The organism is Clostridium sp. K13 (genome assembly GCF_019734195.1).
Classification (GTDB): domain Bacteria; phylum Bacillota; class Clostridia; order Clostridiales; family Clostridiaceae; genus Clostridium.
The window spans coordinates 1-25626 of the sequence record NZ_JAASHM010000046.1 but is presented as its reverse complement, the minus strand read 5'-3'; the positions used below and the strand labels follow the sequence as shown (position 1 = coordinate 25626).

General features: G+C 28.3%; 20 protein-coding genes, 1 pseudogene and 1 riboswitch. Of the genes and pseudogenes, 5 read left to right on the top strand and 16 right to left on the bottom strand.

Features of this window, described 5'->3' with window-relative positions; all coding sequences use genetic code 11:
* Positions 1–63: 63 nt before the first annotated feature.
* The 5 genes and pseudogenes from HCG76_RS16885 to HCG76_RS16865 all read right to left on the bottom strand — a co-directional run.
* A pseudogene (locus tag HCG76_RS16885) lies at positions 64–471 on the bottom strand (ECF-type riboflavin transporter substrate-binding protein); the annotation flags it as partial.
* 286 nt (positions 472–757) lie between these two features.
* The gene (locus HCG76_RS16880; protein ID WP_221701404.1) at positions 758–1924 is read right to left on the bottom strand and encodes a galactokinase; all 1167 of its coding nucleotides are present in this window, start codon (positions 1922–1924) and stop codon (positions 758–760) included.
* A 102-nt stretch (positions 1925–2026) separates the two neighbouring features.
* Entirely contained in the window at positions 2027–3550 is a 1524-nt protein-coding gene (gene galT / locus HCG76_RS16875) for a UDP-glucose--hexose-1-phosphate uridylyltransferase (protein ID WP_221701403.1), read from the bottom strand.
* A gap of 64 nt (positions 3551–3614) precedes the next feature.
* The gene (locus HCG76_RS16870) at positions 3615–4835 is read right to left on the bottom strand and encodes an ROK family transcriptional regulator (protein ID WP_221701402.1); all 1221 of its coding nucleotides are present in this window, start codon (positions 4833–4835) and stop codon (positions 3615–3617) included.
* A 305-nt stretch (positions 4836–5140) separates the two neighbouring features.
* Entirely contained in the window at positions 5141–6892 is a 1752-nt protein-coding gene (locus HCG76_RS16865) for a glycoside hydrolase family 13 protein (protein ID WP_221701401.1), read from the bottom strand.
* Between the two features lie 125 nt (positions 6893–7017).
* Here HCG76_RS16865 and HCG76_RS16860 point away from each other — a divergent pair, with 125 nt between their 5' ends.
* Entirely contained in the window at positions 7018–7689 is a 672-nt protein-coding gene (locus HCG76_RS16860; protein ID WP_221701400.1) for a helix-turn-helix transcriptional regulator, read from the top strand.
* A 307-nt stretch (positions 7690–7996) separates the two neighbouring features.
* Here HCG76_RS16860 and HCG76_RS16855 read toward each other — a convergent pair whose 3' ends face one another.
* From HCG76_RS16855 to HCG76_RS16840, 4 genes are all read right to left on the bottom strand, one after another.
* Positions 7997–9436 carry a DEAD/DEAH box helicase gene (locus HCG76_RS16855; protein ID WP_370778829.1) on the bottom strand — a complete coding sequence of 480 codons (1440 nt, stop codon included), beginning with the start codon at positions 9434–9436 and terminating at the stop codon, positions 7997–7999.
* 136 nt (positions 9437–9572) lie between these two features.
* On the bottom strand, positions 9573–10250 hold the full coding sequence (locus HCG76_RS16850) for an NAD(P)/FAD-dependent oxidoreductase (RefSeq protein ID WP_221701398.1): 678 nt from the start codon (positions 10248–10250) through the stop codon (positions 9573–9575).
* 224 nt (positions 10251–10474) lie between these two features.
* Entirely contained in the window at positions 10475–11299 is an 825-nt protein-coding gene (locus HCG76_RS16845; RefSeq protein ID WP_221701397.1) for a hypothetical protein, read from the bottom strand.
* Between the two features lie 132 nt (positions 11300–11431).
* Positions 11432–13093 (bottom strand): ribonuclease J, encoded by a 1662-nt coding sequence (locus tag HCG76_RS16840; RefSeq protein WP_221701396.1) that lies wholly within the window; start codon positions 13091–13093, stop codon positions 11432–11434.
* 253 nt (positions 13094–13346) lie between these two features.
* Between HCG76_RS16840 and HCG76_RS16835 the strand changes: the two genes are divergently transcribed.
* Both HCG76_RS16835 and HCG76_RS16830 read left to right on the top strand, forming a co-directional pair.
* On the top strand, positions 13347–13847 hold the full coding sequence (locus HCG76_RS16835) for a hypothetical protein (RefSeq protein ID WP_221701395.1): 501 nt from the start codon (positions 13347–13349) through the stop codon (positions 13845–13847).
* Positions 13848–13871: 24 nt separating this feature from the next.
* On the top strand, positions 13872–15509 hold the full coding sequence (locus HCG76_RS16830; RefSeq protein ID WP_221701394.1) for a carbon starvation CstA family protein: 1638 nt from the start codon (positions 13872–13874) through the stop codon (positions 15507–15509).
* 66 nt (positions 15510–15575) lie between these two features.
* On the opposite strand, the gene HCG76_RS16825 is transcribed toward HCG76_RS16830, so the two are convergent.
* From HCG76_RS16825 to HCG76_RS16815, 3 genes are all read right to left on the bottom strand, one after another.
* Positions 15576–16895 carry a LysM peptidoglycan-binding domain-containing protein gene (locus HCG76_RS16825; protein ID WP_221701393.1) on the bottom strand — a complete coding sequence of 440 codons (1320 nt, stop codon included), beginning with the start codon at positions 16893–16895 and terminating at the stop codon, positions 15576–15578.
* Between the two features lie 153 nt (positions 16896–17048).
* Positions 17049–18551 (bottom strand): DUF1846 domain-containing protein, encoded by a 1503-nt coding sequence (locus tag HCG76_RS16820; RefSeq protein WP_221701392.1) that lies wholly within the window; start codon positions 18549–18551, stop codon positions 17049–17051.
* A 474-nt stretch (positions 18552–19025) separates the two neighbouring features.
* Positions 19026–19847 carry a nitroreductase family protein gene (locus tag HCG76_RS16815; RefSeq protein ID WP_221701391.1) on the bottom strand — a complete coding sequence of 274 codons (822 nt, stop codon included), beginning with the start codon at positions 19845–19847 and terminating at the stop codon, positions 19026–19028.
* Between the two features lie 232 nt (positions 19848–20079).
* Here HCG76_RS16815 and HCG76_RS16810 point away from each other — a divergent pair, with 232 nt between their 5' ends.
* Positions 20080–20268, top strand: coding sequence for a hypothetical protein (locus HCG76_RS16810; RefSeq protein WP_221701390.1), 189 nt, complete (start codon positions 20080–20082; stop codon positions 20266–20268).
* 95 nt (positions 20269–20363) lie between these two features.
* Here HCG76_RS16810 and HCG76_RS16805 read toward each other — a convergent pair whose 3' ends face one another.
* The 4 genes from HCG76_RS16805 to HCG76_RS16790 form a co-directional block, all read right to left on the bottom strand.
* A complete protein-coding gene (locus HCG76_RS16805; RefSeq protein ID WP_260458177.1) occupies positions 20364–20972 on the bottom strand; it encodes a nitroreductase family protein in 609 nt (202 codons plus the stop codon).
* A 40-nt stretch (positions 20973–21012) separates the two neighbouring features.
* Positions 21013–22347 (bottom strand): CoA-disulfide reductase, encoded by a 1335-nt coding sequence (locus HCG76_RS16800; protein ID WP_221701389.1) that lies wholly within the window; start codon positions 22345–22347, stop codon positions 21013–21015.
* A gap of 249 nt (positions 22348–22596) precedes the next feature.
* Complete coding sequence (locus HCG76_RS16795; RefSeq protein WP_221701388.1) at positions 22597–23289, bottom strand: radical SAM protein; 693 nt, start codon at positions 23287–23289, stop codon at positions 22597–22599.
* Positions 23290–23347: 58 nt separating this feature from the next.
* Positions 23348–23443: riboswitch (guanidine-I (ykkC/yxkD leader) on the bottom strand.
* A 68-nt stretch (positions 23444–23511) separates the two neighbouring features.
* Complete coding sequence (locus HCG76_RS16790; protein ID WP_221701387.1) at positions 23512–24219, bottom strand: LiaF transmembrane domain-containing protein; 708 nt, start codon at positions 24217–24219, stop codon at positions 23512–23514.
* A gap of 145 nt (positions 24220–24364) precedes the next feature.
* On the opposite strand from HCG76_RS16790, the gene zupT reads away from it, so the two are divergent.
* A complete protein-coding gene (gene zupT / locus HCG76_RS16785; protein ID WP_221701386.1) occupies positions 24365–25144 on the top strand; it encodes a zinc transporter ZupT in 780 nt (259 codons plus the stop codon).
* Positions 25145–25626: the final 482 nt, after the last annotated feature.

The following is a 25626-nucleotide window of genomic DNA, read 5'->3' as shown; positions in this document are numbered from 1 at the left end:
GGACACATCCTTTCTTAACTAAATATTATTTTAACTTAGTTCGTCTTAATGTGTCCACTACTTTATACTAACACCAAACGTTGGTGCTACTACTCCCCATGCTAATATATTTGCAATTATTTGATATATATTAAAAATTATAATTTCTTTTTTTTCAAATATCCCACCATTTATTTTTAATCTTCTTGCTGAACACCCTATAACAAGACCAACGACACCTGATGCAAGTACCCAGCTGAACCATGGCATTCCATAAAACACTAAATCCTTTAAACTATGCCCTATAACCCCTATTGCAAATCCTGCTACTGGTCCATATATAACTGACATTAACGCTAAAAGTGCATAACTTGTTTCAATACTTGTATTTGGTATTCCTGTTGGAATAGAACCAAATCTTCCTAGTATCATAAACACTGCTGCTCCAATACCAATTGCAACTATAGCTTTAATTGATAGCTTGTTTCTCATTTAAACGCCTCCTTTTTCAATTAATATTAAAGGAACTTTCCTCTTTTTATACTAGCTCAATATTATATGAATATTATTTAAATTAACTTTATTTTAAATTCGTGTTATGTCGAATTTTATCGCTTTTTAGTTTTTAGCAACACCTTAAAATTATACTTTTATATTATTTTCTAGTCAATGCTTTTATAATCTCATTTTTCTAAAAACTATTGGAAATTTCCTTAGCTAATATATAATATCAACCAAAAAAAGTTGTCCAACTAAAGGACAACTTTTTATAATTTATTTAGTTTAATACGTGAGTTCCTTCACCTATATTACTTGTGTAGAATGAAGGTGTAATTTCAGTAACCTCTTTATATGCCACTGATACCTTTTCTTTAAATTCTTCAACTTTAGCATTATCTACTAGAGCAATAGCGCAACCACCGAATCCAGCTCCTGTCATTCTAGCACCAATGCATCCTTCTATTTTTAATGCTTCGTGTACTAAAGTATCAAGATGAAGTCCTGTAACTTCATAATCATTTTCAAGAGACATATGAGATGCTGTTAATAGCTTACCAAATCCTAATATATCGTTAGCTTTTAACATTTCCATACTGTTTTTAACTCTTTCATTTTCAGTAACAACATGTATAGCTCTTTTCTTTATAGTTTCATCCTTAATAAAGCTTTCTATATCTTCTAATGTTGCTTGACAAAGATTTTCTAACTTTTCTGTTTTATTTTCATTTATTATTTCAAGAGCTTTTTCACATTCTGCTCTTCTTTCATTATATTTAGAATCTGCAAGCTCTCTTCTCTTATTAGTACTCATTATAACTAAGCTATAATCCCCTAAGTTTAATGGTGCATATTCATAATAAAGAGATGCACAATCTAAAAGTATTGCGTGATCTTTTTTTCCTACTGCAACTGCAAATTGGTCCATGATACCACAGTTAACACCAACGAATTCATTTTCAACCTTTTGACAAAGTTTAGACACTTCTACTCTATCAATTTGCTCTGGATTTTCTAAGTAAAGTATTATATATGCCATTAGTACTTCAAGTGCAGCAGATGATGAAAGTCCTGCTCCATCTGGAATATTACTATATAAAACTATGTCCATTCCTGGTACTTCATGTCCTAAATCCTTAAGTGCCTTCATAACTCCTTTTGGATAGTTACCCCAATCATCTTCTTTCTTATAAACTAACTCTTCATCTAAATTAACTATAACTTCTCCAGCAACATTTTTTGATCTCATTCTTATTTTATTATCATCTCTTAATGATAAAGCTGCATAAATACCCACTGTTAATGCTCCTGGAAATACAAAACCACCATTATAATCTATATGTTCACCAATTAGATTCACTCTTCCTGGAGATAAGAAAGTCTTTATTTCTCTGTTATCTACTCCATATTCGTTTTTAAATAATTGCATCATTTCTTCTCTGTTCACTTTTCTTCAACCTCTCTTAAATCAACTTTATATAACAATAATAATAATAATAATTTTTCTAAATTCAGTATAAACTTAATTTATTCCTTAACTTGCCACTTCTTAAAGTACTGTACTTAAGAACTTCTCTAATCCAACTTGTCCCTTTTCAGTTCTCTTAAATACACCTGCATCTTCAAGTACTCTTGAGAATATAACTCCAACTTCTTCTTTTAATAATTCTTTAGCTTCTTCATAAGTTAATGAAGAATTTTCAGACATCATTCTTTCTATCCATGGTATATGCTTATTAATTTCATCATTATTTTCTGCTTCAACTCTGTTATAAGCTAAGTCACCACATAATATTTTAGCTATAGTATCTAATTCCTTCTCTAGTCTTCCTGGTAAAACAGCAAGTCCCATAACTTCAATTAATCCTATATTTTCTTTCTTTATATGATGAAGTTCTTTATGTGGATGGAATATACCATCTGGATGTTCTTCTGAAGTTCTATTATTTCTTAAAACTAAGTCTAATTCAAAAGCTTCACCTTTTCTTCTAGCAATTGGAGTAACTGTATTATGTGGTACATCTCCGCTAAAAGCTTCTATCTCATTTTCAGCATCAGAATAATTCTTCCAAGCGTCAAATATTTCCATAGCTAAATCTATAACCCTATCTTTATCATTACCCTTTATTCTAACTACAGACATTGGCCATTTAACAGTTCCAACTTCAATGTCTTTATATTTTTTGCTTTCATAATACTTTTCTATTTCTGCCTTCTCCATAGGGAATTCATGTCTTCCACCTTGATAATGGTCATGTGTTAATATTGATCCTCCAACAATCGGTAAATCAGCATTAGACCCGATAAAATAATGTGGTAAAACTTCTGTAAATTGAACAAGTCTTTCAATTGAATTTCTTGTTAATCTCATTGGCTCATGTTCACCACTAAATACAATACAATGTTCATTATAATACACATATGGTGAATACTGTAGGAACCACTCTTTATTTGTTAATTCCATAGGAATAATTCTATGATTTTGTCTAGCTGGATGATTTATTCTTCCTGCATAACCTACATTTTCTTTACAAAGCAAACATTTTGGATATGTTGCTTGTTTCATAAGCTTTGCTTTTGCAATTTCCTTTGGATCCTTTTCTGGCTTAGATAAATTAACTGTAATCTCTAAATCTCCATACTCAGTTTTTGCTGGCCACCAAAGATTTTTAGCTATTCTTTCAGTCATTATATAATTTGATGCTTTACTTAAATCATAAAACCAGTCTGTTGCCTTTTCTTTTGATTCATTTTCATATTTATTGTAAAAAGTTTTAACAACTTCTCCTTCTCTTGGCATTAATAATCCCATTATCTTCGCGTCAAACAAATCTCTTAACGTAGTAGTGTCTTCTTCTATTAAACCCGTTTCAACAGCAAAATCTAAAATATTATTTAATATGCCAACTGCATTTTCTTCTATAACCTCTTCTACTTCTCCCTCAAAAGGTGCCTCTACTTTTAACAAATCTATTAATGCATTTCTTGAAGGAATCACATCCCACTTCGAAATCATTTCCTTTTTTAAAGCAAATTTTAAAAGTCTTTCAATTTCATACCCAATATTACACATAATTTTCACCATCCACTTTTAATTTAATAATATTTAAAATCAAATTTAATAGTCTAATTTTGTATTACTTTATTGTAATACCATTAAATATTTCTTGAATAACTAATGTTGTAGCTCCTACTACTGCAACGTCTCTTCCTAGCAAACTCTTAATTATTTTTACATTTTCGCTTGATAATTTAAGTCCTCTATTTTTAACTATCTCATTTAATGTTTCAATAGCATGTGTTGTATTTTCAAATATTTCTCCAACAACTACTATTGCCGTAGGATTTAATATATTTATTAAATTCGTAATTCCTATTCCAATATATCTAGATGCCTCTTTTAACATTGTTATTGATAATTCATCACCATTTCTTGCAGCTATACATATATCTTCTATAGTTAAATTATTTATATCCTCATGTTTTATCTTTAAAGAACTATTTACACCTTGTTTTATAAGCTTAATAGCTTTTTTAGTTATATTATTATTAGATGCAACAGTTTCAAGACACCCATAATTACCACAGTTACATTTATCACCATCTGGTTCTACTACTATATGTCCAATTTCTCCAGCACTAAAATCAACTCCGTAATAAGGCTTATTATTTATAATAATTCCAGCTCCTATACCATTTGATATATTTAGAATTATAAAATTAGCTATATCTGAAGTTACTCCAAACCAGCTTTCACCTAATGCCATAGCTCTTACATCATTATCTACATACACTGTTAATCCAAGAGCTTCTTCTAACTCGCTCTTTATATCTACATTTTCCCACCCATAATATGGAGCATATATAGATATTCCTGTTCTTGCATTTACTATACCGTGTAAGGCTACTCCTACTCCCAATATTTTTTCCTTGTCTATTTCACTATCCCTAATAACTTCATTAATTAAATTAACTAACTTATTAAAAACTAAATCATGATTAAATCTTTCTTCCTCTATTTTTATAGATTTTTTAATTATTACCATAGCTGAAAGATTAGTTATCACTACCTCTATTATTCCAACTCCTATACATACCCCTATTACATATCTAGCATTTGGATTAAGTTCTAATATTATTGGTGGTCTTCCTCCACTTGATTCTCCAATTTTACCTTCTACAAGAATTTTATCTTCAATTAAAATTTTTGTTATATTAGTAACACTAGCTGGAGTTAGTCCCGTTAGTTTTGCAATCTCTGCACGTGATAGACTTCCATTATCTCTTATAACTTTAAGTACTGCTGAAACATTCAATTGTTTCATTAACTCAAAACTACCTTTTAATACTTTACTCACATTACCACTTCTTTATTAATTATTTTAATAAAGTCTTCAAAAAAAATTTCTTCTATCTTAAAGACCTTTGAAATTGTTTTCTTACCTTTATGTTATCATATCTTTATATTTTGTCAATATCATTTTACTTAAATTAAAATGAATGTATGAAAGTTCTATTTTAATACTCTATATAAATTGCAAAGTAATCTATTAAGTGAATAGTGAAAAGTTAAGGAAATAGTTCAGCTTAGCTAAATTAAAATATATATATTTTTTAAGAAATTGCCACAGTAGTTTCAACCCTAACTTTTCACTTTTCATTCTTATCTTGAATACGCTTCATTATTATTTAATACTTTATATACTTTAAATGAAAGTTTATCTAATCTAACTTCTAATAAATCTTCAATAATTTTCGTTATTAAATTTACTCCCTTTGACTTTAAATTTAGTCTTACTATTGATTCATTTTCATTATTATTAAATATTATTAAAGTTTCCTCATTATTTAAAACTCTCTTAAAAGCTATTATATTATTTTCACAATATACCTCTTCAAATGTTCCATAAATAAATACTTTATTTTCTTTTCTAATATTAATTATATCTCTATAAAAATCAAATATTTCTTTATTCTGTGTATTCTTATTCCAATTCATACACTTTCTATTATTAGGATCATCTCCCCCACTTAATCCAATTTCATCACCATAATATATATATGGAACACCTATATATAAAAATTGATATGCTATAGAAAGTTTTATTCTATCAATATTTCCATCACATTCTGTATAAATTCTCTTTGTATCATGGCTTCCAAGTAAATTCCACATTTGCTTAGTTATGCTATCCATATATAAAGCCCTATTTTCAGACATTATATCTAAAAATTCTCTTCCACTTATAATTCCCTTTGCAAAAAAATCTATAATAGCATTTTTAAAAGGGTAATTCATTATACCATCTAACTGATCCCCCTTTAAAAAAGCATTTGCTTCATGCATTATTTCACCAATTATTATTGCGTCCTTTTTTGTACTCTTAATTCTTTTTCTAAAAGCTCTCCAAAATTCATGTCCAACTTCGTCACAAACATCAAGTCTCCATCCATCAATCCCTACTTCTTTAATCCAAAACTCTCCAACACTCAACAAATAATCTCTAACATCTTTATTATTAGTGTTTAGCTTAGGCATATTATCACAGCCATTTGCAAAAGTATAATATTTATTTTTTGATTTTGTTACAGGCCATGAATCTATAAAATACCAATCCTTATATTTAGATTTTTGCTGATTTTCTATTAAATCTTCAAAAGCAAAAAAATCTGAACCTGAATGGTTAAATACTGCATCAAAAACCACTTTCATACCTAAGTTATGAGCCTTCTCTACTAATTCCTTAGCTTCATTTAATGTTCCAAATTGAGGATCTATATCAAAATAGTCTTGAGTATTATACTTATGATTAGTAGTAGATTTAAAGATAGGTGTAAGATATATTAAATTTACTCCAAGATCATCTAAATAATTTAACTTAGTAATTATTCCACGTATATCTCCTCCATAAATACTTCTTCTATGAACTCTGCCTTTTCCCCATTCACTAGTTCCTTCAATATCTATAGATGAATCTCCATTACAAAATCTATCAGGAAATATTTGATATACAACTGATTCTTGTAACCAGTTAATCTCTTGATATAAATCTTCTTCTGCTATATAAGGGAATTGAAAAGAATTCATATCATTATAGTTAAAATCTTTATTTATAAAGCCTCTCTCATTATATTGAAACTTTTCAAAGTTTGAATCTATAAACTCAAAGTAATATCTATATCTATTTCTAAAAACCGATATTTCTGCCTGATAATATGTGAAAAATTCTGTTTCTGCAACTATATTCATAGCCTTTTTATTATATTCATTTTCCCAATCATATCTATCCTTATAATAAATATAACATTCCTTAATATCATTTCTTGCTACTCTAACTCTTACAACTAAAGTATCCTTATCCTTCCCATAGGAATAAGGAGTATCTAAAACATGAAAAACTGCATACTTATTCATAAAATTCCTCCCATCACATTAAAACATTTACATAATTATTATAAAAATTTTTCATACCACAGTTTGTATATTTATAATATAATATATATATAATTAATATAACTTTCTATATTGGGGGTATTGTTATGTACGAAAGTTTTATTTCAGATTTAAATATTTTTAGCAATGAATTTTCATCTTTTATTGATACTAGTAATAGGCCTGCTATTCTTTATAAGATTAAACAAAAACACATTGGGGAATTAGAAGAAGATTTAAATATAGAAGATAAAAAAATAGATTTATATATTTGGAATGCTATATTTTCTAAAGAAATCATAAGACATGGTATTTCAAAAAAATATCTTCATACTCTTTATAATAAATATTATGTTAAAATTCCTACTCTTAATGATTTAAAATCACTTCAAGATCTAGAAGTGGAAATGGCAGAAGCGTATCTTGAGTTTTTAATTAGTGATGTAGAAGTTAAGGATAACTTCATAGTAAATAAATTACTTCAACATCTTCATATGAATATTGAAAGCTTTATGTCTCTTGAAAAAATATCTGAACATCTTGGGATAACACCAGAATATGCATCAACTTGTTTTAAAAAACATATGGGAATATCCTTAATGAAATACTCAAAAAAAATTAAAATAGATAGAGCTAAAGTTTTATTACTTACAACAAATAAAAGCATGCTTGATATATCAATATCACTTGGTTTTTATGATCAAAGTCATTTTTCAAAAACCTTTAAATATTTTGAAGGTGTCTCACCATCTAAATTTAGAAATACACACTATAACTAAATTGCGAAGGAAAATAAAAGTTAAGGGCCTAACGGCCAAGGTAGAGTGATTAATGTATCTTGCGCTAATTAATCATAAGTAAGGATTTGCTAAAGCAAAGGGGAAAAAGTTAAGGAGGAAATTACTTCGTAATTTCTTTAAATATATATTTTAGAAACTTCTTATGAAGTTTTCTCCTTAACTATCCAAAATGCTTTTACCGTTGGCGTAATCAACTTTTACCTTTTTGAACTAGCGGAGCGCTGTTCAAAAAACTTAACCGGCCGAAGGCCCTTAACTAAATAAATTGCTTCTCAATTTATTTCAACTATTTTCTTGCTCGTTCAACTCTAAGTTTCTTTCCTTTTATAGTTGAATTTTTAAGGCCTTCTATTACTTTATTACCTTTGCCATTTAATATGTCTATGTACGAAACAGTATCTTGCACGTCTATTATTCCAATATCCTCAGCAGTTATTCCTTCAATTCTAGATATAGCACCTACAAAGTCTCCTGCTCTTAATTTTTTCTTTTTGCCACCATTTAAATATATTTTAGTTATATTTTTATTTATAATCTTAGCTTTTTCCTTTTTAACCTTTGGTTTAGATTTTAAGGCTTTTATTGCTTCATCTCTTTTTTCTTTATTTACTTCAACAATATTTCCTGCAACAGGAATTTTAAATCCTATATAGTCTTGTATTATATCTAAAAGCCTATCTTCATATTGATTAACAAAAGATATAGCTTTTCCTTTTGCCCCTGCTCTTCCTGTTCTTCCTATACGATGTACATAAGCCTCTTTTTCTACTGGTAAATCATAATTAATTACATGAGTAATTCCTTCTACATCAATTCCTCTTGCTGCAACATCCGTAGATACTAATATTTTAAAGTTACCTTTTTTAAAGCTATCCATTGCTTCTAATCTTTCCTTTTGAAGCATTCCACCATGAATCTTATTTACAGAGTATCCCTTTTTATTTAAGACTTCAAAAACCTTATCTACATTTTCTTTTGTTTTACAAAATACAACCGCTGTCTCTGGCACTTCACTTATTAAAAGCTTACTTAAATTATCTAACTTATAAAACTCCTCAAATCTATATAATTCATGAGTTATATTATCTGTTATTAACTTTTGTGCCTTAATCTCAATATTAACAGGATTATTCATATACACCTTACATAATCCTAATATCTCCTCTGGAATAGTTGCTGAAAATAACATTGTCTGTCTATTTTTACTTAATGAATCTATTATATCCCTAACTTGATCTATAAAGCCCATGTTAAGCATTTCGTCAGCTTCATCTATTACTAAATATTTTATATTTGATATATCTAATGTTCCTCTATCAATATGATCAAATACTCTACCAGGAGTTCCTACTACAATATGAGTTTTTTGTTTTAACTCTCTTGCTTGATCAGAAAAAGGTTGTTTTCCAAATATAGCAACAGCTCTTAACCTTTTAAATCTACTTATATTTGTTAATTCTTCCTTAACTTGAATAGCTAACTCTCTAGTAGGTGTTAAAATTAAGGCTTCTGGTTTACTCTCATCCCAATGCACATTTTCACATAATGGAATTCCAAAAGCTGCAGTTTTTCCACTTCCTGTTTGAGATTTAACTACAACATCCTTTCCCCTTAATATTTCAGGTATAACCTTACTTTGTACATCAGAAGGCTTATTATAGCCTATTCCTTCTAATGACTTCATTATTTCATCACATAAATTGTAATCCTTAAATGTATTTTCCAACATATTTACCTCATTTTTATAATTTTTTTATTATATTTCATCTAATTAGTATAACCTATATTCATATTAAGTAAATAAAAAAATAAAAGGCAACTCAAAATATTAACAATAATTTGAATTTGCCTTCTAGTATTTTTTAAGCCTTTAAGAATTCTTCAATATTTAATATCTTCTTGAATTCTTCTAATCCAATTCTATCAATATAATTTCCTAGTCTTTCTCTTCCTTGGCCATTTTCAGCATAAATATCTATTACTCTTTCCACAACTTCGAAAATTCTTTCATCTGGAATATTCATAGCAATTCTATCACCTAATCTAGGAATAACTCCACCTCTTCCTCCAAGGTAAAGAATCCATCCCTTTGGTCCACCTATTAAACCAATATCTCTAGTATGACTATCTGCACAACTATTTGGACATCCACTAACACCTATTTTTAATTTATTAGGAAGATTTCTACCATGGAATGCTCCATCTAATTTTGAACCTATAGCTACTGAATCCTGTAAACCTCTCTTACAGAAAGTAGTTCCTGGACATATCTTTACACTTCTTACACATAAACCTATTGCAGCTCCTGGCTTCATACCTAAGTCAGCCCATGCATTATCAATATCTTCCTCTTTTAAGCCAACGATAGCTATTCTCTGAGCCCCTGTCACCTTTACTGCTGATGCATTGTACTTTTCAGCAACATCTGCAATATCTCTAAGTTGTTTTGGAGTTATAAGCCCTCCTGTTAAATGTGGAGCTATTGCATATGTTTCCATATCTCTTTGAACTACAGCGCCCTTATCTAATAAATCTTTCATAGAACTTCTCCTCTCAAATAAATGTATTATATTTTGCTTTTACTATCTATTTATTAAATATAGACTTATAAGCTTTACTCTTTATATTATTTTATATCATCTATTTAATTATAAATCTATATAATTTTTATTATAATTAATAAATAAAATTTATATCCATTTAAAGTTTCTTTATATTAACAAAAATACCTATAATATCTTAATTATAGGTAGTTTTTTCTTATTTATTTATAATAGCTCTTAACCATTTCATCTAATATGTAAGCTAACTTCTTACTATTTACTTCAATAATTTTCTCTCTTATTTCAAATCTGACTAGCTCAATACTATCAACTATTGAATTAATTGCATTTCTAAATTCAATTATATTAAGTGATGTTGCTTCTTTTCTCCCATATCCAATATCATACTTATGAACATCTGCATCATCCTTTTTATCAAAAATATTAAGGACACCTTTTCTATCTGCTGCTAATATATTTTTATCATTACAATCTTTCTCATCACTTTCAATTGCATATAAAAGTTTTTTATGGAACTTCATCATTGTAAATAAAATCATTAACTCATATTGATCTTTTTCTAAGAAATTTTCCTCTCCATTACTAGCAAAATAAACATTTAATAAATCATATGGTACAACAACCATAGTACATTTGCCTTCATCTATAGAAAATTGATATATTCCATTAAATACTCCAAACTTTATAACATCAATTAGCTCTTTACCTTGTAACTTTCTTATATATTCAGTACCGTCTTTTATAATATTAAAGTGCTTAACAAAATCTTGTGCAAATTCTTTTTCTGAAAAGAACCACATACATGGCATTTTCTTATGATTTAAAGCACATAATGGTTTTGCTATATTTTCGTTAACTTCTTCAACTGTTGCACTTCTTGAAGCTATTGTATAAACTTCATCTAATTTAAAAAATTCACTTAAAACCTCTTCTGTTTTTTTTCTAAAGCCGTTAACGTCAGCTCTTGGAGTTTTTGAAAATTCTTGCAATAATTCTTGATATTTTTTAGCTGTTCCTGTATTCATATATTTTCCCCTTTTCTCCCTTTTAAATGTTTACATTTTAATTATACAACATATATCTACATTTTTTCAACGACAACTAAAAATCACAATTCATATTTTACAATTTAAATAATAAATATACATAAATACTAGCTAGGTCTCCATAATAATTGGAATTATTGTAGGCCTTCTTTTGGTTTTTTCATATATATAATTTTCAACATTTTTTTTGATACTACCCTTTAATACATACCATTCAATAACTCCCATTCCTAGACACTTTTCTAGCTCATTTACTGATAATTCTTTTACTTTATTTATAAGTTCCTCTGATTCTTTAACATATACGAAACCTCTTGTAATTACATCTGGACCTGAAACAATACTTAAAGTATCTCTTTCAATTGCCACAACAATAGTTAACATTCCATCTTGAGCTAAATGTCTTCTATCACGCAATACAATATTTCCAACATCCCCAACCCCTAATCCATCAACAAATATAGCTCCTGTTCTAACCTTACCTTCTTTTTTACAACTATTCTTTGTTAATTCTAAAACATTTCCTGTTTCTAAAATAAATATATCACTTTTTTTCATACCTAAATCTTCTGCTAAATCACCATGATGTTTTAAATGTCTATACTCTCCATGAACAGGCATAAAATATTTTGGATTAACTAATGTATGTATAAGCTTTAATTCTTCTTTATAAGCATGGCCCGATACATGAACATCTTCTAAATCCTCATATATTACATCCGCACCTTTTCTAAATAATTGATTAATAACTCTTGAAATAAGCTTATCATTTCCTGGTATAGGTGATGCTGAAATTATAAAGGTATCATTAGGTTCTATAACTATTTTTCTATGAGTTGAAAATGCTATTCTAGCTAATGATGCCATAGGCTCACCTTGACTTCCTGTAGTAATCAATGTAATTTTATTATTTTCATAATCATTCAAATCATCAATACTAATAATATGCTCATTAGGAATATGTAAATATCCAAGTTCCATAGCAACCTTAGATATATTTTCCATACTTCTTCCATTAAAAGCTACTTTTCTATTACTTTTAATAGATGCATCTACTATTTGCTGCATTCTATGTATATTAGATGCAAAGGTAGCAACTATAACTTTTCCCTTTGCTTTTCCAATTATTCTATCTAATGTTAATCCTATACTCTTTTCTGATAAAGAATGTCCTTGTCTCTCAACATTAGTACTATCTGCCATTAATAAAGCTATTCCTTCTTTACCAAGATTAGATATTCTTTGTAAATCCATCTTTTGTCCATCTATAGGTGTATAGTCTATTTTAAAATCACCTGTATGAAGTATTATTCCTACAGGTGTAAATATTGCTAAACTACATGAATCTGCAATACTATGAGTATTTCTTATAAACTCTACTTTAAGCTTATTAAATGAAATAACATCTCCTGGCTCAACATTATTTAACTTTGCCTCTGCTAAAACATTATGTTCTTCTAGCTTAGTCCTAACAATACCTATTGTTAATTTAGTTCCATAAAGAGGAACATTAATTTCCTTTAACACATAAGGTAATGCCCCTATATGATCTTCATGTCCATGAGTCAAAAAAATGCCTTTTATCTTTTTTTCATTATTTTTTAAATAAGTAATATCAGGAATTATCAAGTCAACTCCATACATTTCTTCATCAGGAAATGCTATTCCACAATCAATAACAATAATCTCATCATCACACTCTATAACAGTAATATTTTTTCCTATTTCCCCTAATCCACCAAGAGGTATTATTCTAACTTTTTCTTCATTCATCAAAACAATTCCTTTCATAAAATATCTAATGTATCTATTATTATTATTCCTTGCCATATTATTAGTTATTCTATAAATTGAGAGTATATTTTTATGATTATTTTGTTTTTATAGCTATTTTATCTTTATAATTATTTAATGTATTTATTATAAAAATAGTTTTATTTTATCAAATCAAAGAATATCATTATATTGTACAACCATTATTCCCCGTTTATTTTTAAAATATTCTTTCTATAAAGGAGTGCTATTAATGGATATATCTCATTATACAAGCATCTTATCTAATCGATTGAATTCTTATTTTGATATACAATATAATAATCAATTACATTCTAATACCTTTAATATTTTTGCTAGTACAAAGCTAGTTTTAGGTAGAACAATGATATCTCAAAAAGATATAATAGATAAATTTGAATCAAATGAATATGTTTTAGTAAAATATTTTGAATCTATAGATGATTATAAAATTGATGACTTTATAGAATACATAAAAACTACCCCTAACCTTTTAGTAAAACCCCATAAAGATCATAAAAGTTCTTATATAAATGCAATAATTGTCTGCAATACTCTTCCTAATAAATCAACAATAAAAAAAATTAAAAGCTTCAAATATGAAAAAATATATAAATTTTACTTTCAAGGTTTTTGTGAAATAAGATTATTTATTGTAGGTCTTTCTGATAACTTAGTTGAATCTAACAAAGCAGGTAAAAAGCTAAAAAAGGTGTATTTACCTACATCTTAATTATATTTTATAAGGGGGACTTATATGAACTCATTATTATTACTTATTGGTGCTATAGCTATTTTCATTATTGCTTATCTAACCTATGGACGCTGGTTAGCAAAAAAATGGGGTATTGATTTTGACAAAAAAACTCCTGCAAACACTTTAAAAGATGGCATTGACTACGTTCCTGCAGATGCTAAAGTAGTCCTCGGACATCATTTTTCTTCAATTGCTGGTGCTGGTCCTATAACTGGTCCTATACTTGCTTCTATATTTGGTTGGCTTCCAGTTTACTTATGGATTTTAGTTGGATCTATATTTATTGGTGGAGTTCATGATTTTGGTGCACTATTTGCTTCTCTTCGTCATGATGGTAAAAGTATTGGTGAAATAATGAAAGTTAATATAGGCAAAAGAGGCAAATTATTATTTGATATATTTGCCTATGCAACACTAATATTAGTTGTTGCTGCCTTTACTTCTATTTGTGCTGGTACATTTGCATATAATCCAGCTACACCTGAAAATTTAACTGGTGCTAGGGCTGGTACTGCTTCACTTTTATTCATTGCTTTAGCTGTAGCATTTGGTTACTTTGTCTATAGGAAATCAGCTAAACTTGGTATTGCCACAATAATTGGCGTTTTAGTTTTATTCATATGTATATGGCTAGGATACTTATTCCCAGTAGTTAAACTTTCTCAAGGTGCTTGGAATATCATTCTTATACTATATATAGCATTAGCTTCTATTTTACCTGTATGGATCTTATTACAGCCAAGAGATTATTTATGTTCATTCCTTTTGTATGCAATGTTAATTGGTGGCGTAATAGGTGTATTATTCTCAACTCCAGCTCTTTCAGAAATACCTATGTTTGCTGGATTTAAGGTTAATGGAAATACCTTATTCCCATTCTTATTTGTAACAGTTGCTTGTGGTGCAGTTTCTGGATTCCATTCACTTGTAAGTTCTGGAACAACTGCAAAACAAGTAAAATCTGAAAAGGACACTCAACTTATAGGTTACGGTGCTATGCTTATAGAAGGTGTTGTTGCTGTACTTGCACTTATAGCTGTTGCTTCAGTTGCAAAGGCTGATGGTGCTACCCCTGCTCAAATATTCTCAAACGGTTTAGCTACGTTTATGAATAAATTTGGTTTACCAATGGAAATAGGTAGAATATTTGTAACTCTTACTTTCTCTGCATTTGCCCTAACAAGCTTAGATACTGCAACAAGGATTGGTAGATATATATTCCAAGAAATGTTTGATGATGCTAGTGAACCAGTAAAGAAATTCTTTGGAAATATATATACTTCAACAATAATTACAGTTTTACTAGCAGCAATATTATTAGGATATGGCTATGATAAAATTTGGCCAATGTTTGGATCTGCAAACCAATTATTAGCAGCATTATCATTACTAGCTATAACTGCATGGCTCTCAAAGAGAGGCAAGAAAACTATGATGACTATAATTCCTATGGTATTTATGTTTATAGTTACTTTAGTTGCCCTTGGACTTTTAATTAAAACAAATTTATTTAGTGCAACTCCTAATTATATGCTTGGAATTATTGCTATAATACTATTTGTTTTAGCTATAGTTCTTGTTGTAGAAAGCTTCACTTCATTGAAAAAGGCTAAAAGTGATACTTCAACTAATATTTAAAATAATTATGTAATATTATAAAGTAAGATGGAACCTATATAATGTAGCTTCCATCTTACTTTACAACTAAACTTTCAGAACTTGTCCTACATATATTAAATTTGGATTTGAAATATCATTTAATGCAACTAAATTATTGACTGTAGTTCCAAATCTTAATGCTATTCCACTTAATGTATCTCCATACTTAACTACATAAGTTGCAGTTGAGGCTCCTCTTTGTGCCGATACTCCGGATCCACTAATTTTTAATACTTGTCCAACATATATTAAATTTGGATTTACTATTCCATTTATCCTTGCTAAATATTGAACTGTAGTTCCAAACCTTGCAGCAATCCCACTTAATGTATCTCCAGATTGTACTATATAAGTTGTTTGATATTGTTTAGGTGATGCTCCAGTTTTAACTGAGTTAGAAACTGGAAGTTTCAATACTTCTCCAACATAGATCAAATTAGGATTTGCTATATTATTTAATTGCACTAACTCTTGTACAGTTGTACCAAATCTTAATGCTATTCCACTTAACGTATCTCCTGATTGTACTATATAAGTTGTACTGAAGTTATTATTTCCTCTTTGAACTTTATTATTTCCGTATATCTTCAATACTTGTCCTACATAGATCAAATTAGGATTTGCTATATTATTTAATTGGGCTAATGCTTGAACTGTAGTTCCAAATCTTGCTGCTATTCCACTTAATGTATTTCCTGCTTGTACTACATAATACTTGATAGCGCCATTTTCGGATTCTTGCTTTCTAGTTCCTGGAATACTTACCTTACTATTTAGCAATATCCCACTATTAAAGGTATCTAAATCAGAATTTCCATTTACACCTGGAGTATATCCTGTATCTGAATATTGCCAGCCTGCATAACTACTTCCCCATATTGGATTATCTTCTGGACTACTAGTGCCATACTCTGCTATCCATAATGGATAATTTTCTAATCCATATCCTGTTTCAATATTATTATTTGCAAAGCTTGCATAAGTGTATAAAGCTACATCTAATCCACTATTTGATTCTACTTCTTGTAAAAATTCATTTGCAAGACTTGATAATTCTGAAGGACCGTATCCCCCTGATTCTTCTAAATCTAATACTAATCTACATTCACTTGTCATCCCACTTATAGCATTAGTAAAATATCTTGCTTGTTCTGATACTGATACAGATGGACTAAAAAAATGATAAAATCCTATTAATAAGCCATTATCAGATGCTCCATCATAAAATTCTTGAAGATATGGATCTGTATAAAAGTTTCCTTCTGTTGCTTCAATATAAACTATTTGTACTCCGCTATTTTTTACCTCTGAAAAATTTACGCTTCCTTGCCAATTGCTAATATCTATTCCTTTATAAGTTGTCATCTCCCTACTCCTTTGCATAATATTTTAGATATACTTTATTACTATTCATCACGCAAAAAAATAGTGAGTACTTTTTATTGTTATAAAAATCACTATAAAAATAAGAGATTATTACATTAAACATTGTAATAATCTCTTTATTTTATCTATTTATTAATTGTTGTAGAAAAGACTTTCTGAAGCATATTCTGCATCACATGTTACGTCTATTCCAAGCTTTCTTAATGTTTGCTCATCGCTTGTTGGTAGTATTGTAGTTGAATGAGCTTGACAATTCTTAAGCATTGCTAACTTTTCCATTGCAACTTGTGCTGTTGGGTTAGTTGCTGCTGAAATACTTAATGCAATTAGAACTTCTTCACAATTTAATGATACTTTTTGGTTTGATAAAGTTTTAGATTTTAAATCTAAAATAGGTTCTAAAATAACTGGTGAAATTAAATGTATATCATCTGCTATATTAGCTAAGTGCTTCACTGAATTTAATAATGCTGCCGCTGCTGCATCTAAAAGTTCTGAACCTTTTCCTGTAAGAATAGTTCCATCACTTAATTCCATTGCAACTGCTGTATAAATATTATTATTCTCTTCTTTTAACTTAGCTGCACGCTCTCTTGCTGGTATAACAACTTTTCTATCTTCAGGCTTTAAGTTAACTTGTTCCATTATAAGCTTTGCATGTTCAAAGGTTTCTTTATCAACATAACCTTTTTTATATTCACAACCTGTTTTAAAGTATCTTCTTATTATTTCTTGTCTTGAAGCTTCCTTAACTACTTCATCGTCAACTATACCAAATCCAACTCTATTAACTCCCATATCTGTTGGTGATTTATAAACTGACTCTTTTCCTGTAATCTTTTCTATAATTCTCTTAAGTACTGGGAATGTTTCTAAATCTCTATTATAGTTAACTGCAGTTTCTCCATAAGCTTCTAAATGGAAGTAATCTATCATATTAACATCTTTTAAATCAACTGTTGCAGCTTCATAAGCTATATTTAATGGATGCTTTAATGGAACATTCCATACTGGGAATGTTTCAAACTTAGAATATCCAGCAACATTTCCTCTTTTATTTTCATGATATAATTGACTTAAACATGTAGCAAGTTTACCACTTCCTGGTCCTGGTGCAGTAACAACCACTATAGGTTTACTTGTTTCAATATATGGATTTTGTCCATATCCTTCTTCACTAACTATAGTATCAACATCTGTTGGATATCCCTTAGTAGCTCTATGCTTATAAACCTTTATTCCACGTCTTTCTAACTTGTTTATGAAAACAGTAGCTGAAGGTTGATCATTATATCTAGTTATTACAACTGAATTTACCTCTAAGTCATAACTTCTTAAATCATCTATTAATCTTAAAACATCCATGTCATAAGTGATTCCGAAATCACCTCTAATTTTGTTTCTTTCGATATCACCTGCATATACCGCTATAACAACTTCTGCTTTATCTCTTAATTTGTGTAATAATTTTATTTTTGCATTTTCATCAAATCCTGGTAAAACTCTTTTTGCATGTAAATCAAATAAAAGCTTTCCACCAAATTCTAAGTATAACTTATCATAGTTATTTACTCTTTCTAATATGTACTTTGATTGCTCCTCTAAATATTTTTCATGATCAAATCCTATTTTCATATGTCCACTCCTAATTTTATAGTTTTTTTTTAACATAAAGAGATTTATATTACTAAATCCATTTATGTTAAATTGCAACTATTAATAAAAATTTTATTTTTTTATTAATTAGGCACAAAATATATAATATTATTACATAAAATTTTAATAAAGTAAATCATAAATACGAATTCTCGACTATTTTTTATTTCTACATTTTGCCAAACAAAATATACTTACTAACTAAAACAAATCCATTTTGTTTATGAAAATATATTTTGCAGCAGAAATATTCTAAAGATATTTTACCTAATATATTCAGTATATTATGGTAGATTGGTAGTGCTAGAAGTATAATTTCAATAGTCAGCGTAGGAATTAATATAAAAAAAGCTGACTCCTGTAAAATACAGAAATCAGCTTTTAATAGCTTAATCCTCTTTTTTTAATTGTCCTTGACAAAGGATCCACTTTAAAATTTGAATCCTCTTTTTTCTATAACCATTTAACTTGAGCTTCTTTTCTAGGAGTAGTTCTCTTATATGTAACATTAGGATATCCTATTACTAAGCATGAAGTTAATGATTTGCTGCTTTCTAATCCTAATAAGTCAAGTATTTCTTTATTATCTTGAAGTGCTAGCATAGCAAAACCATTAAAGTAAGTTCCAAGGCCTAAAGCATCTACCATAAGTTCCATGTTAGAAGAAGCTAATCCTCCATTTAAAGGTGTATTTGATGCTACAAAAATAGCAGCTGGTGCATTAAAGAATAATCTATCTTTATTTATAGGATCTTCTTTATAAGCATTATACATATTTACCCATAGAGTTGCATATCTTCTTAAGTATTCAGTTTCAGGAGTCATATTAGCTAATATAGCTTCACCTTTTGCTTGTAAGCACTTGTATGCTAATTCTTTAAATTCTCCAAGTTTTTCAGTAAGAACGATGTAAGAAACATCTTGATTATTAGTTGAAGTTTGAGTATATCTTCCAGCTTCAATAATCTTTTCAATCTTTTCTTTTTCAACTTCTTTATCTTTAAATCTTCTAACACTTCTTCTGAATTTAATGAAGTTTAAAAGATTGTCTGCATCTATTGAAAATGTATCTTTATCATAAGATACTACTTGATTCATATCATAATCATCAGTTGAAACTGCATTCACTGGGCAAATAGCGATGCAGTGTCCACATTTCATACATCTATCATTATTAATATCAGCTTTATCATCTACAAAAGAAATTGTTGCAGTAGGACAATCTTTAATACATTGACCACAAGCTATACATTTACTTTTATCTACATTAAACATAAAATTCACTCCTAAAAATATACTTTATCATTCATAGCTACTTTCGACAGAATTATAAATAAAATTTATAATTCTTTTATCTTAACAATAGCAAGAATTACAATAATAATAATAGTTTAACACTAGATTTGGTAAGATGTCTAATTGAAATTAATTATAGAAGTATAACTAAAAGTTATAAATATTTCATAGAATCGGAGGAAAGAATTAACTTACAACAGTTTATTAATTAATGAGATATAATCCAAAGATAGTAGCAGAGCCAAATGAAGCAAGTTTACTTTCAGGTCTTGTATCAGCAAGGGCAGGGATAGCCATAGTTGCATATACTCAATCAATAAATATGAGTACTATATCTATAGTTAAAATAAAGGATGATATAAGATTTAAGAATATTTATATGGTTTGGAATAAGGAATAATATCTTTCAATAGTAAAGAAAAAGTTTAAAAAGTATGCTATGAATATTGATAAATAAAAAGTTAGTGACAGTACACTAACTTTTTATAAATATATTTACTTTTCCCATGACATAACATAAGTTAAATTATTATTTTCTATCTTAGGATCATTAATCTTTAATTCACCTTCAAGATTATTTTCTAGAGCTGTTAAATGGAAATGACAAAGTGCAATTCCCATATCAATTATTGTTGAAGTTTTAGCATCTGCAAAATAAAAATGTATTTTATCATCCTTTTTAACAACTCTCCAAGGTTGTTTATTGATAGACGAAGGTGCTAATCTTAACATTTCTAGAGGTTCATAAAATTCTCCAGCATCACTTTCTGTAAGAGGAGTATTAAAATCACCATTAAAGAATGATTGAGAAAAGTCATTACGCTTATTAGTATTTTTTCCTACTACCTTAGCAAAAAGAGACTTCTTACCGCCTTCATAACCTACAGGTGAAACAATAGGAAGAATTTCATTTTCTTTTAAGTTAACAGCTTTAGCAAAGTTACCTTTATTAAAAGTACCACCAAGCCAAACAGTTCCAAGTCCTAGAGAAGTACAGTATAATATAACTTTTTCTAATGAATAACCTAAAGCAATTAAATATAAATAAAAATTTATTAAGTAATATAAAAAATATAGTAAAAATAGCTTGAAAATTAAATTCAAGCCATTTTTACTATAAGAAATTAATAAATACTATCTACTACTATTTTGATACATTACCAGCCACATTAAGAACATCCCATGTTCTTGAGAATGGTGGTGAGTAACAAAGATCTAACATTCCTAGTTGTTCTGTTGTCATCTTTGCATAAATACATGCAGCTAAAACATTACATCTTTGAACAGCATCTTTATATCCTGCTACTTGCCCACCTAATATAACCTTAGTATGTGCATCATAAATAAGCTTAACATAAATTCTTTCTCTACCAGGATAGTAGCTAGTTTGATTCATATCTGTTATAAATTTAGTTTTGTAATTGAATCCTAAATTTAAAACCTCTTTTTCTGAAAGACCAGTTCTAGCCGCTTCCATATCCATAACTTTAATACAACTTGATGACATAGATCCTTGGAATGAATTATTTTGTCCTGCTAAATTTTCTCCAACTATCCTTCCAAGCTTATTAGCTCCAGTTGCAAGTGGAACATATGATTCTTTTCCTGTAATTAAATTATTTATAGTAGCACAATCACCGGCTGAATATACATCTTCTACTGATGTTCTTCCATAACTATCTACTACTATTGCTCCATTTCTAAGCATCTTTATTTCATCAGATTTTAAGAAATCAGTATTTGGCTTTACACCAGTTGCAAGTATAACTATATCTGCATCAATTTCTCTTTTATCAGTTTTAACCTTAGAAACTTTCCCCTCTCCTATAAGTTCAACTACAGTTTCTGATAATAAAAGATTAATACCTTTATCTCTTAACTCTTCTTCTAAAAGATCTGTTATATCTTTATCAAATACTTCTTGAAGTACTCTATCTTGAAGTTGAATAACAGTAACTTCTTTACCTCTATGCTTAGCAGCCTCAACAGCTTCAAGTCCTATAAATCCAGCTCCTATAATAGCAACTTTTTTATATTCATCCTTTGCCATTAATTCTCTTAACTTATCACCATCATCCATTGATTTTAATGTAACTACATTTTCTAAATCAATATTTTTAATTGGTGGAATTATTGCTCTAGCACCACTAGCTATCATTAGCTTATCATAATTTTCTTCTAATATTTCATCTGTAATAAGATTTTTAACTTTTACTTTTTTATTAGAAAAATCTCCATCTATAACTTCATGTTTTGTATGTATTTCTACTCCAGACTCCCTAAACTGTTCAGGAGTTCTTGCTATCATTTCTTGTGAATCCTCAAAGAATCCACCTACATAATATGGTAATCCACAAGCACCAAAAGATACAATATCACCCTTTTCATATACTATAACGTCATCATTTGGTGAAAGTCTCTTAAACTTAGCTGCAGCACTCATTCCTGCTGCTACACCACCGATGATTATAACTTTCATCTTAAACACCATCCTCTTCTATAATTGAACTATCAATTATTTATACTTTATTATTTATCTTATGTTTATATAAAAATAAATCATTTGTTAAATAATATTTATTCTTATTATAAATGAAATTTCTAAAAATAATAATATAAATTTATATCTTTAAATAAATTTATTTTTTATAAAATCTAAATACAGATAATTATATTCCTAAAATTAATATTTGTTAAACTACTGAAGAGCATAGCTATCATTGAAAGTTTACTTATAACTTAATACTTTTTTTGATATCTTTTGTAATTCCTCATCAGATATACCAAGCTTCTTCTTAAATACTTCCTCTTCTATTCTTGAAACAATAACTTTATCAGGTTTTATTTTAGTAATAATATCTTTTAATTCATTAACAGACTTTTCATTATCGTTATATCCCTTGATAATAGTAATTTCAAATATAAATTTTCCCTTATACTGCTTATTAAATAAAGCCATGTTACTAATATACTTATCTATAGTATATCCTTCTATAGGTCTTTGAACTTTTTGAAAATGCTCCTCTGTAATAACTTTTATTTCACCAATTACCTCATCACAATTATTAGCAATTTTTTTATATTCATCTTTTCCCAATAAATATCCATTAGATAATAACCTTACTATTAATCCCTTATTTTTTATAAAACTAATTATTTTATTAATTTTATCATTAATTAATGCCTCTCCCTTTGAGTTAATAAATATCAACTCTGCTTTTGTTTCTTCTATTTTATTATCAAGTTCATTTAAATCAACATCAATTTCATTAAATGATATCTGACTATCAACCTTATTTTTTGATCTTCCTATAGGACAAAATATACAATCAAAATTACAATATTTCTCTGGAAGTATATTAACTTCTAAAACTCTTTTACCTTCTTCAATATAAACATCCTTATAACTAAAATTACTCATTATTATACATCCTCCTATTAATAAAAAAATTAAAAAACCTGAGAGATATTATAAAAATATCTCCCAGGCTTTTATCCTTCCGTGTCCACAGTAAACTGTGTGTTTCCTCTTGGACCAGCCAGCTTTAAACTGCGGAACCCTAGAAAACTAAACTATATTTAAATTATAAATTTTATTTGTATGAGGATTTTAGCATAGCCTTAAAACCATGTCAATAATACTTTATTTAACTTCTATTCCACCTAATACTGCTGTATATTTAATTCTGACCTTAGGTCCTGAAATAGCATTTCTATTTATTTTATGTTCAAACCCACCTAACACTGGAACTCCTGATATTATCTCAACTCTTACATTATCAGGAATAAATATATCTATTCCTCCTAAAACTGCAGTAAGTTCCAAAACTATATCTTCAGTTATTTTTGCATCTCTTAAATCTATTGATAATCCACCTAATATAGCTTCTGCAACTATACCTTTTAAATCTTCAGTATTATTCTTATAATCTCCACCACCTAAAATAGCAGTATATCTTGGATATTGTGTTGAATCATACTTATATGATTTACTTTTACTATACTCATCTGCTTCAATGTTTTTTTTAGTTCCTCCTCTAAAAAATGATGCAATTATAGATATACCTACTGCAACTAAAACTAATGGGAATATTAATTTCCATACAATAACATCGTCTATTATATCCAAAGCATCAAACATCAACACTAATCCTATTATTACCAAAATACCTGATCCCCAATTAAATCCATACCTAACCATTGATATTAATCCAGGTATAATTAAAAATAAAGTCCACCATCCTGGAAAAAATACATCTACATGCCATATATTAAGTGCATTTCCCCCAAATATAATTCCTACAATAACAAATATCAATCCCCAAATAAGTGCCGAATAATCTTTTTTCACTACTTACCTCCTAAAAATATATGATTATAATTATAGCATCTTATTGAATATTTAACCACTTTTACATTTTATTGTAACTTTATATTCTTTTTATTTATCATTAGTCATAAAATAATTATGTAACAATAATATAGAGAGGTTAAGAATGATTGATAAAGCTTCATTATTTCCATTATTACTTTCAACAATCGCAGGATTGTCAACTGTTTTAGGTGCAGTTATTATTTTCTTTAGTAAAACTAGAAATGAAAAATTCCTTACCTTTTCATTAGGCTTTTCTGCAGGCGTTATGATTACAGTTTCATTTACAGATTTATTTCCTACAGCTCAAGAAGCCATTTCAAAATATCATGGAAAAGTTAATGGTATACTATGGTCAATTTTATTCTTATTGATAGGAGCATTAATGGCCTACTTAATTGATATATTTATTCCTGAAGAAGAAAAAGGAAGTATACCTAACAGCAATAATAACTTTGATATTTTTAGAGTTGGGTTAGTATCAACTATAGCTCTTATGATACATAACTTTCCTGAAGGTATTGCAACTTTTGTTTCTGGATATCAAGATACATCATTAGGAATTGCTGTAACTTTAGCTATAGCTCTTCACAATATTCCTGAAGGCATTGCCATTGCTATGCCAATTTATTTTGCAACTAAAAGTAAATATAGAGCTCTTAAATATTCATTTCTATCTGGAATGGCAGAGCCCTTAGGTGCACTAATTGCTTTCTTATGTTTAAAACCCTTTATTAACGAACTTATACTTGGAATAATTTTTGCTGTAGTTTGTGGAATAATGATATATATATCATTAGATGAACTTATACCTTCCTCTAGAAAGTATGGATACACTGGACTTTCTGTTGCTTCTATATTTTTAGGAATCAGCATAATGCCTATTACTCATTTATTTGTTTAAAATATTATACTTAAAGTAAAATTAATGTATATTTTTTATATTTTTAACTACCATATTAATATATTATTTTATTGGAGTGATAATATGATTTTATTAGCAACTATCACCCTCACTGGGATTGCATATACCCTAATTGAAATTACTTATGATTTCATTAATGATATAACAATTCCTTAAACCTTAAAAGGAGCTAATTCTCTAATTAATTAGCTCCTAATACTGGTACTATTATATTTGAAATTTGTAATATTCTTACAACCTCATCAAAGATAGATAAATCTAATTCTTAATTTTCATATGCTACACCAATAACTTCAGCTCCTCTAGATTTAACCTCTCTAATATTACAAATCATTTTATCCTTTTAATTTCTAAAAAAATAACAAGTTTCTATAAAACTTGTTATTCAGTTTGTTGAAAAACCCCCTGTTTAAAAACAGAGGGTTTTTCTATTATTAGTTGTGGATAAAATTTAAAATTCA

Coding starts and splice junctions, on each gene's coding strand:
- galT (WP_221701403.1), bottom strand. CDS start 3,550: ATGTGTAATATTGGGTATGAAATTGAAAGACTTTTAAAATTTGCTTTA.
- HCG76_RS16865 (WP_221701401.1), bottom strand. CDS start 6,892: ATGAATAAGTATGCAGTTTTTCATGTTTTAGATACTCCTTATTCCTAT.
- HCG76_RS16860 (WP_221701400.1), top strand. CDS start 7,018: ATGTACGAAAGTTTTATTTCAGATTTAAATATTTTTAGCAATGAATTT.
- HCG76_RS16850 (WP_221701398.1), bottom strand. CDS start 10,250: ATGAAAGATTTATTAGATAAGGGCGCTGTAGTTCAAAGAGATATGGAA.
- HCG76_RS16845 (WP_221701397.1), bottom strand. CDS start 11,299: ATGAATACAGGAACAGCTAAAAAATATCAAGAATTATTGCAAGAATTT.
- HCG76_RS16840 (WP_221701396.1), bottom strand. CDS start 13,093: ATGAATGAAGAAAAAGTTAGAATAATACCTCTTGGTGGATTAGGGGAA.
- HCG76_RS16835 (WP_221701395.1), top strand. CDS start 13,347: ATGGATATATCTCATTATACAAGCATCTTATCTAATCGATTGAATTCT.
- HCG76_RS16830 (WP_221701394.1), top strand. CDS start 13,872: ATGAACTCATTATTATTACTTATTGGTGCTATAGCTATTTTCATTATT.
- HCG76_RS16825 (WP_221701393.1), bottom strand. CDS start 16,895: ATGACAACTTATAAAGGAATAGATATTAGCAATTGGCAAGGAAGCGTA.
- HCG76_RS16820 (WP_221701392.1), bottom strand. CDS start 18,551: ATGAAAATAGGATTTGATCATGAAAAATATTTAGAGGAGCAATCAAAG.
- HCG76_RS16815 (WP_221701391.1), bottom strand. CDS start 19,847: ATGTTTAATGTAGATAAAAGTAAATGTATAGCTTGTGGTCAATGTATT.
- HCG76_RS16810 (WP_221701390.1), top strand. CDS start 20,080: ATGAGATATAATCCAAAGATAGTAGCAGAGCCAAATGAAGCAAGTTTA.
- HCG76_RS16800 (WP_221701389.1), bottom strand. CDS start 22,347: ATGAAAGTTATAATCATCGGTGGTGTAGCAGCAGGAATGAGTGCTGCA.
- HCG76_RS16795 (WP_221701388.1), bottom strand. CDS start 23,289: ATGAGTAATTTTAGTTATAAGGATGTTTATATTGAAGAAGGTAAAAGA.
- zupT (WP_221701386.1), top strand. CDS start 24,365: ATGATTGATAAAGCTTCATTATTTCCATTATTACTTTCAACAATCGCA.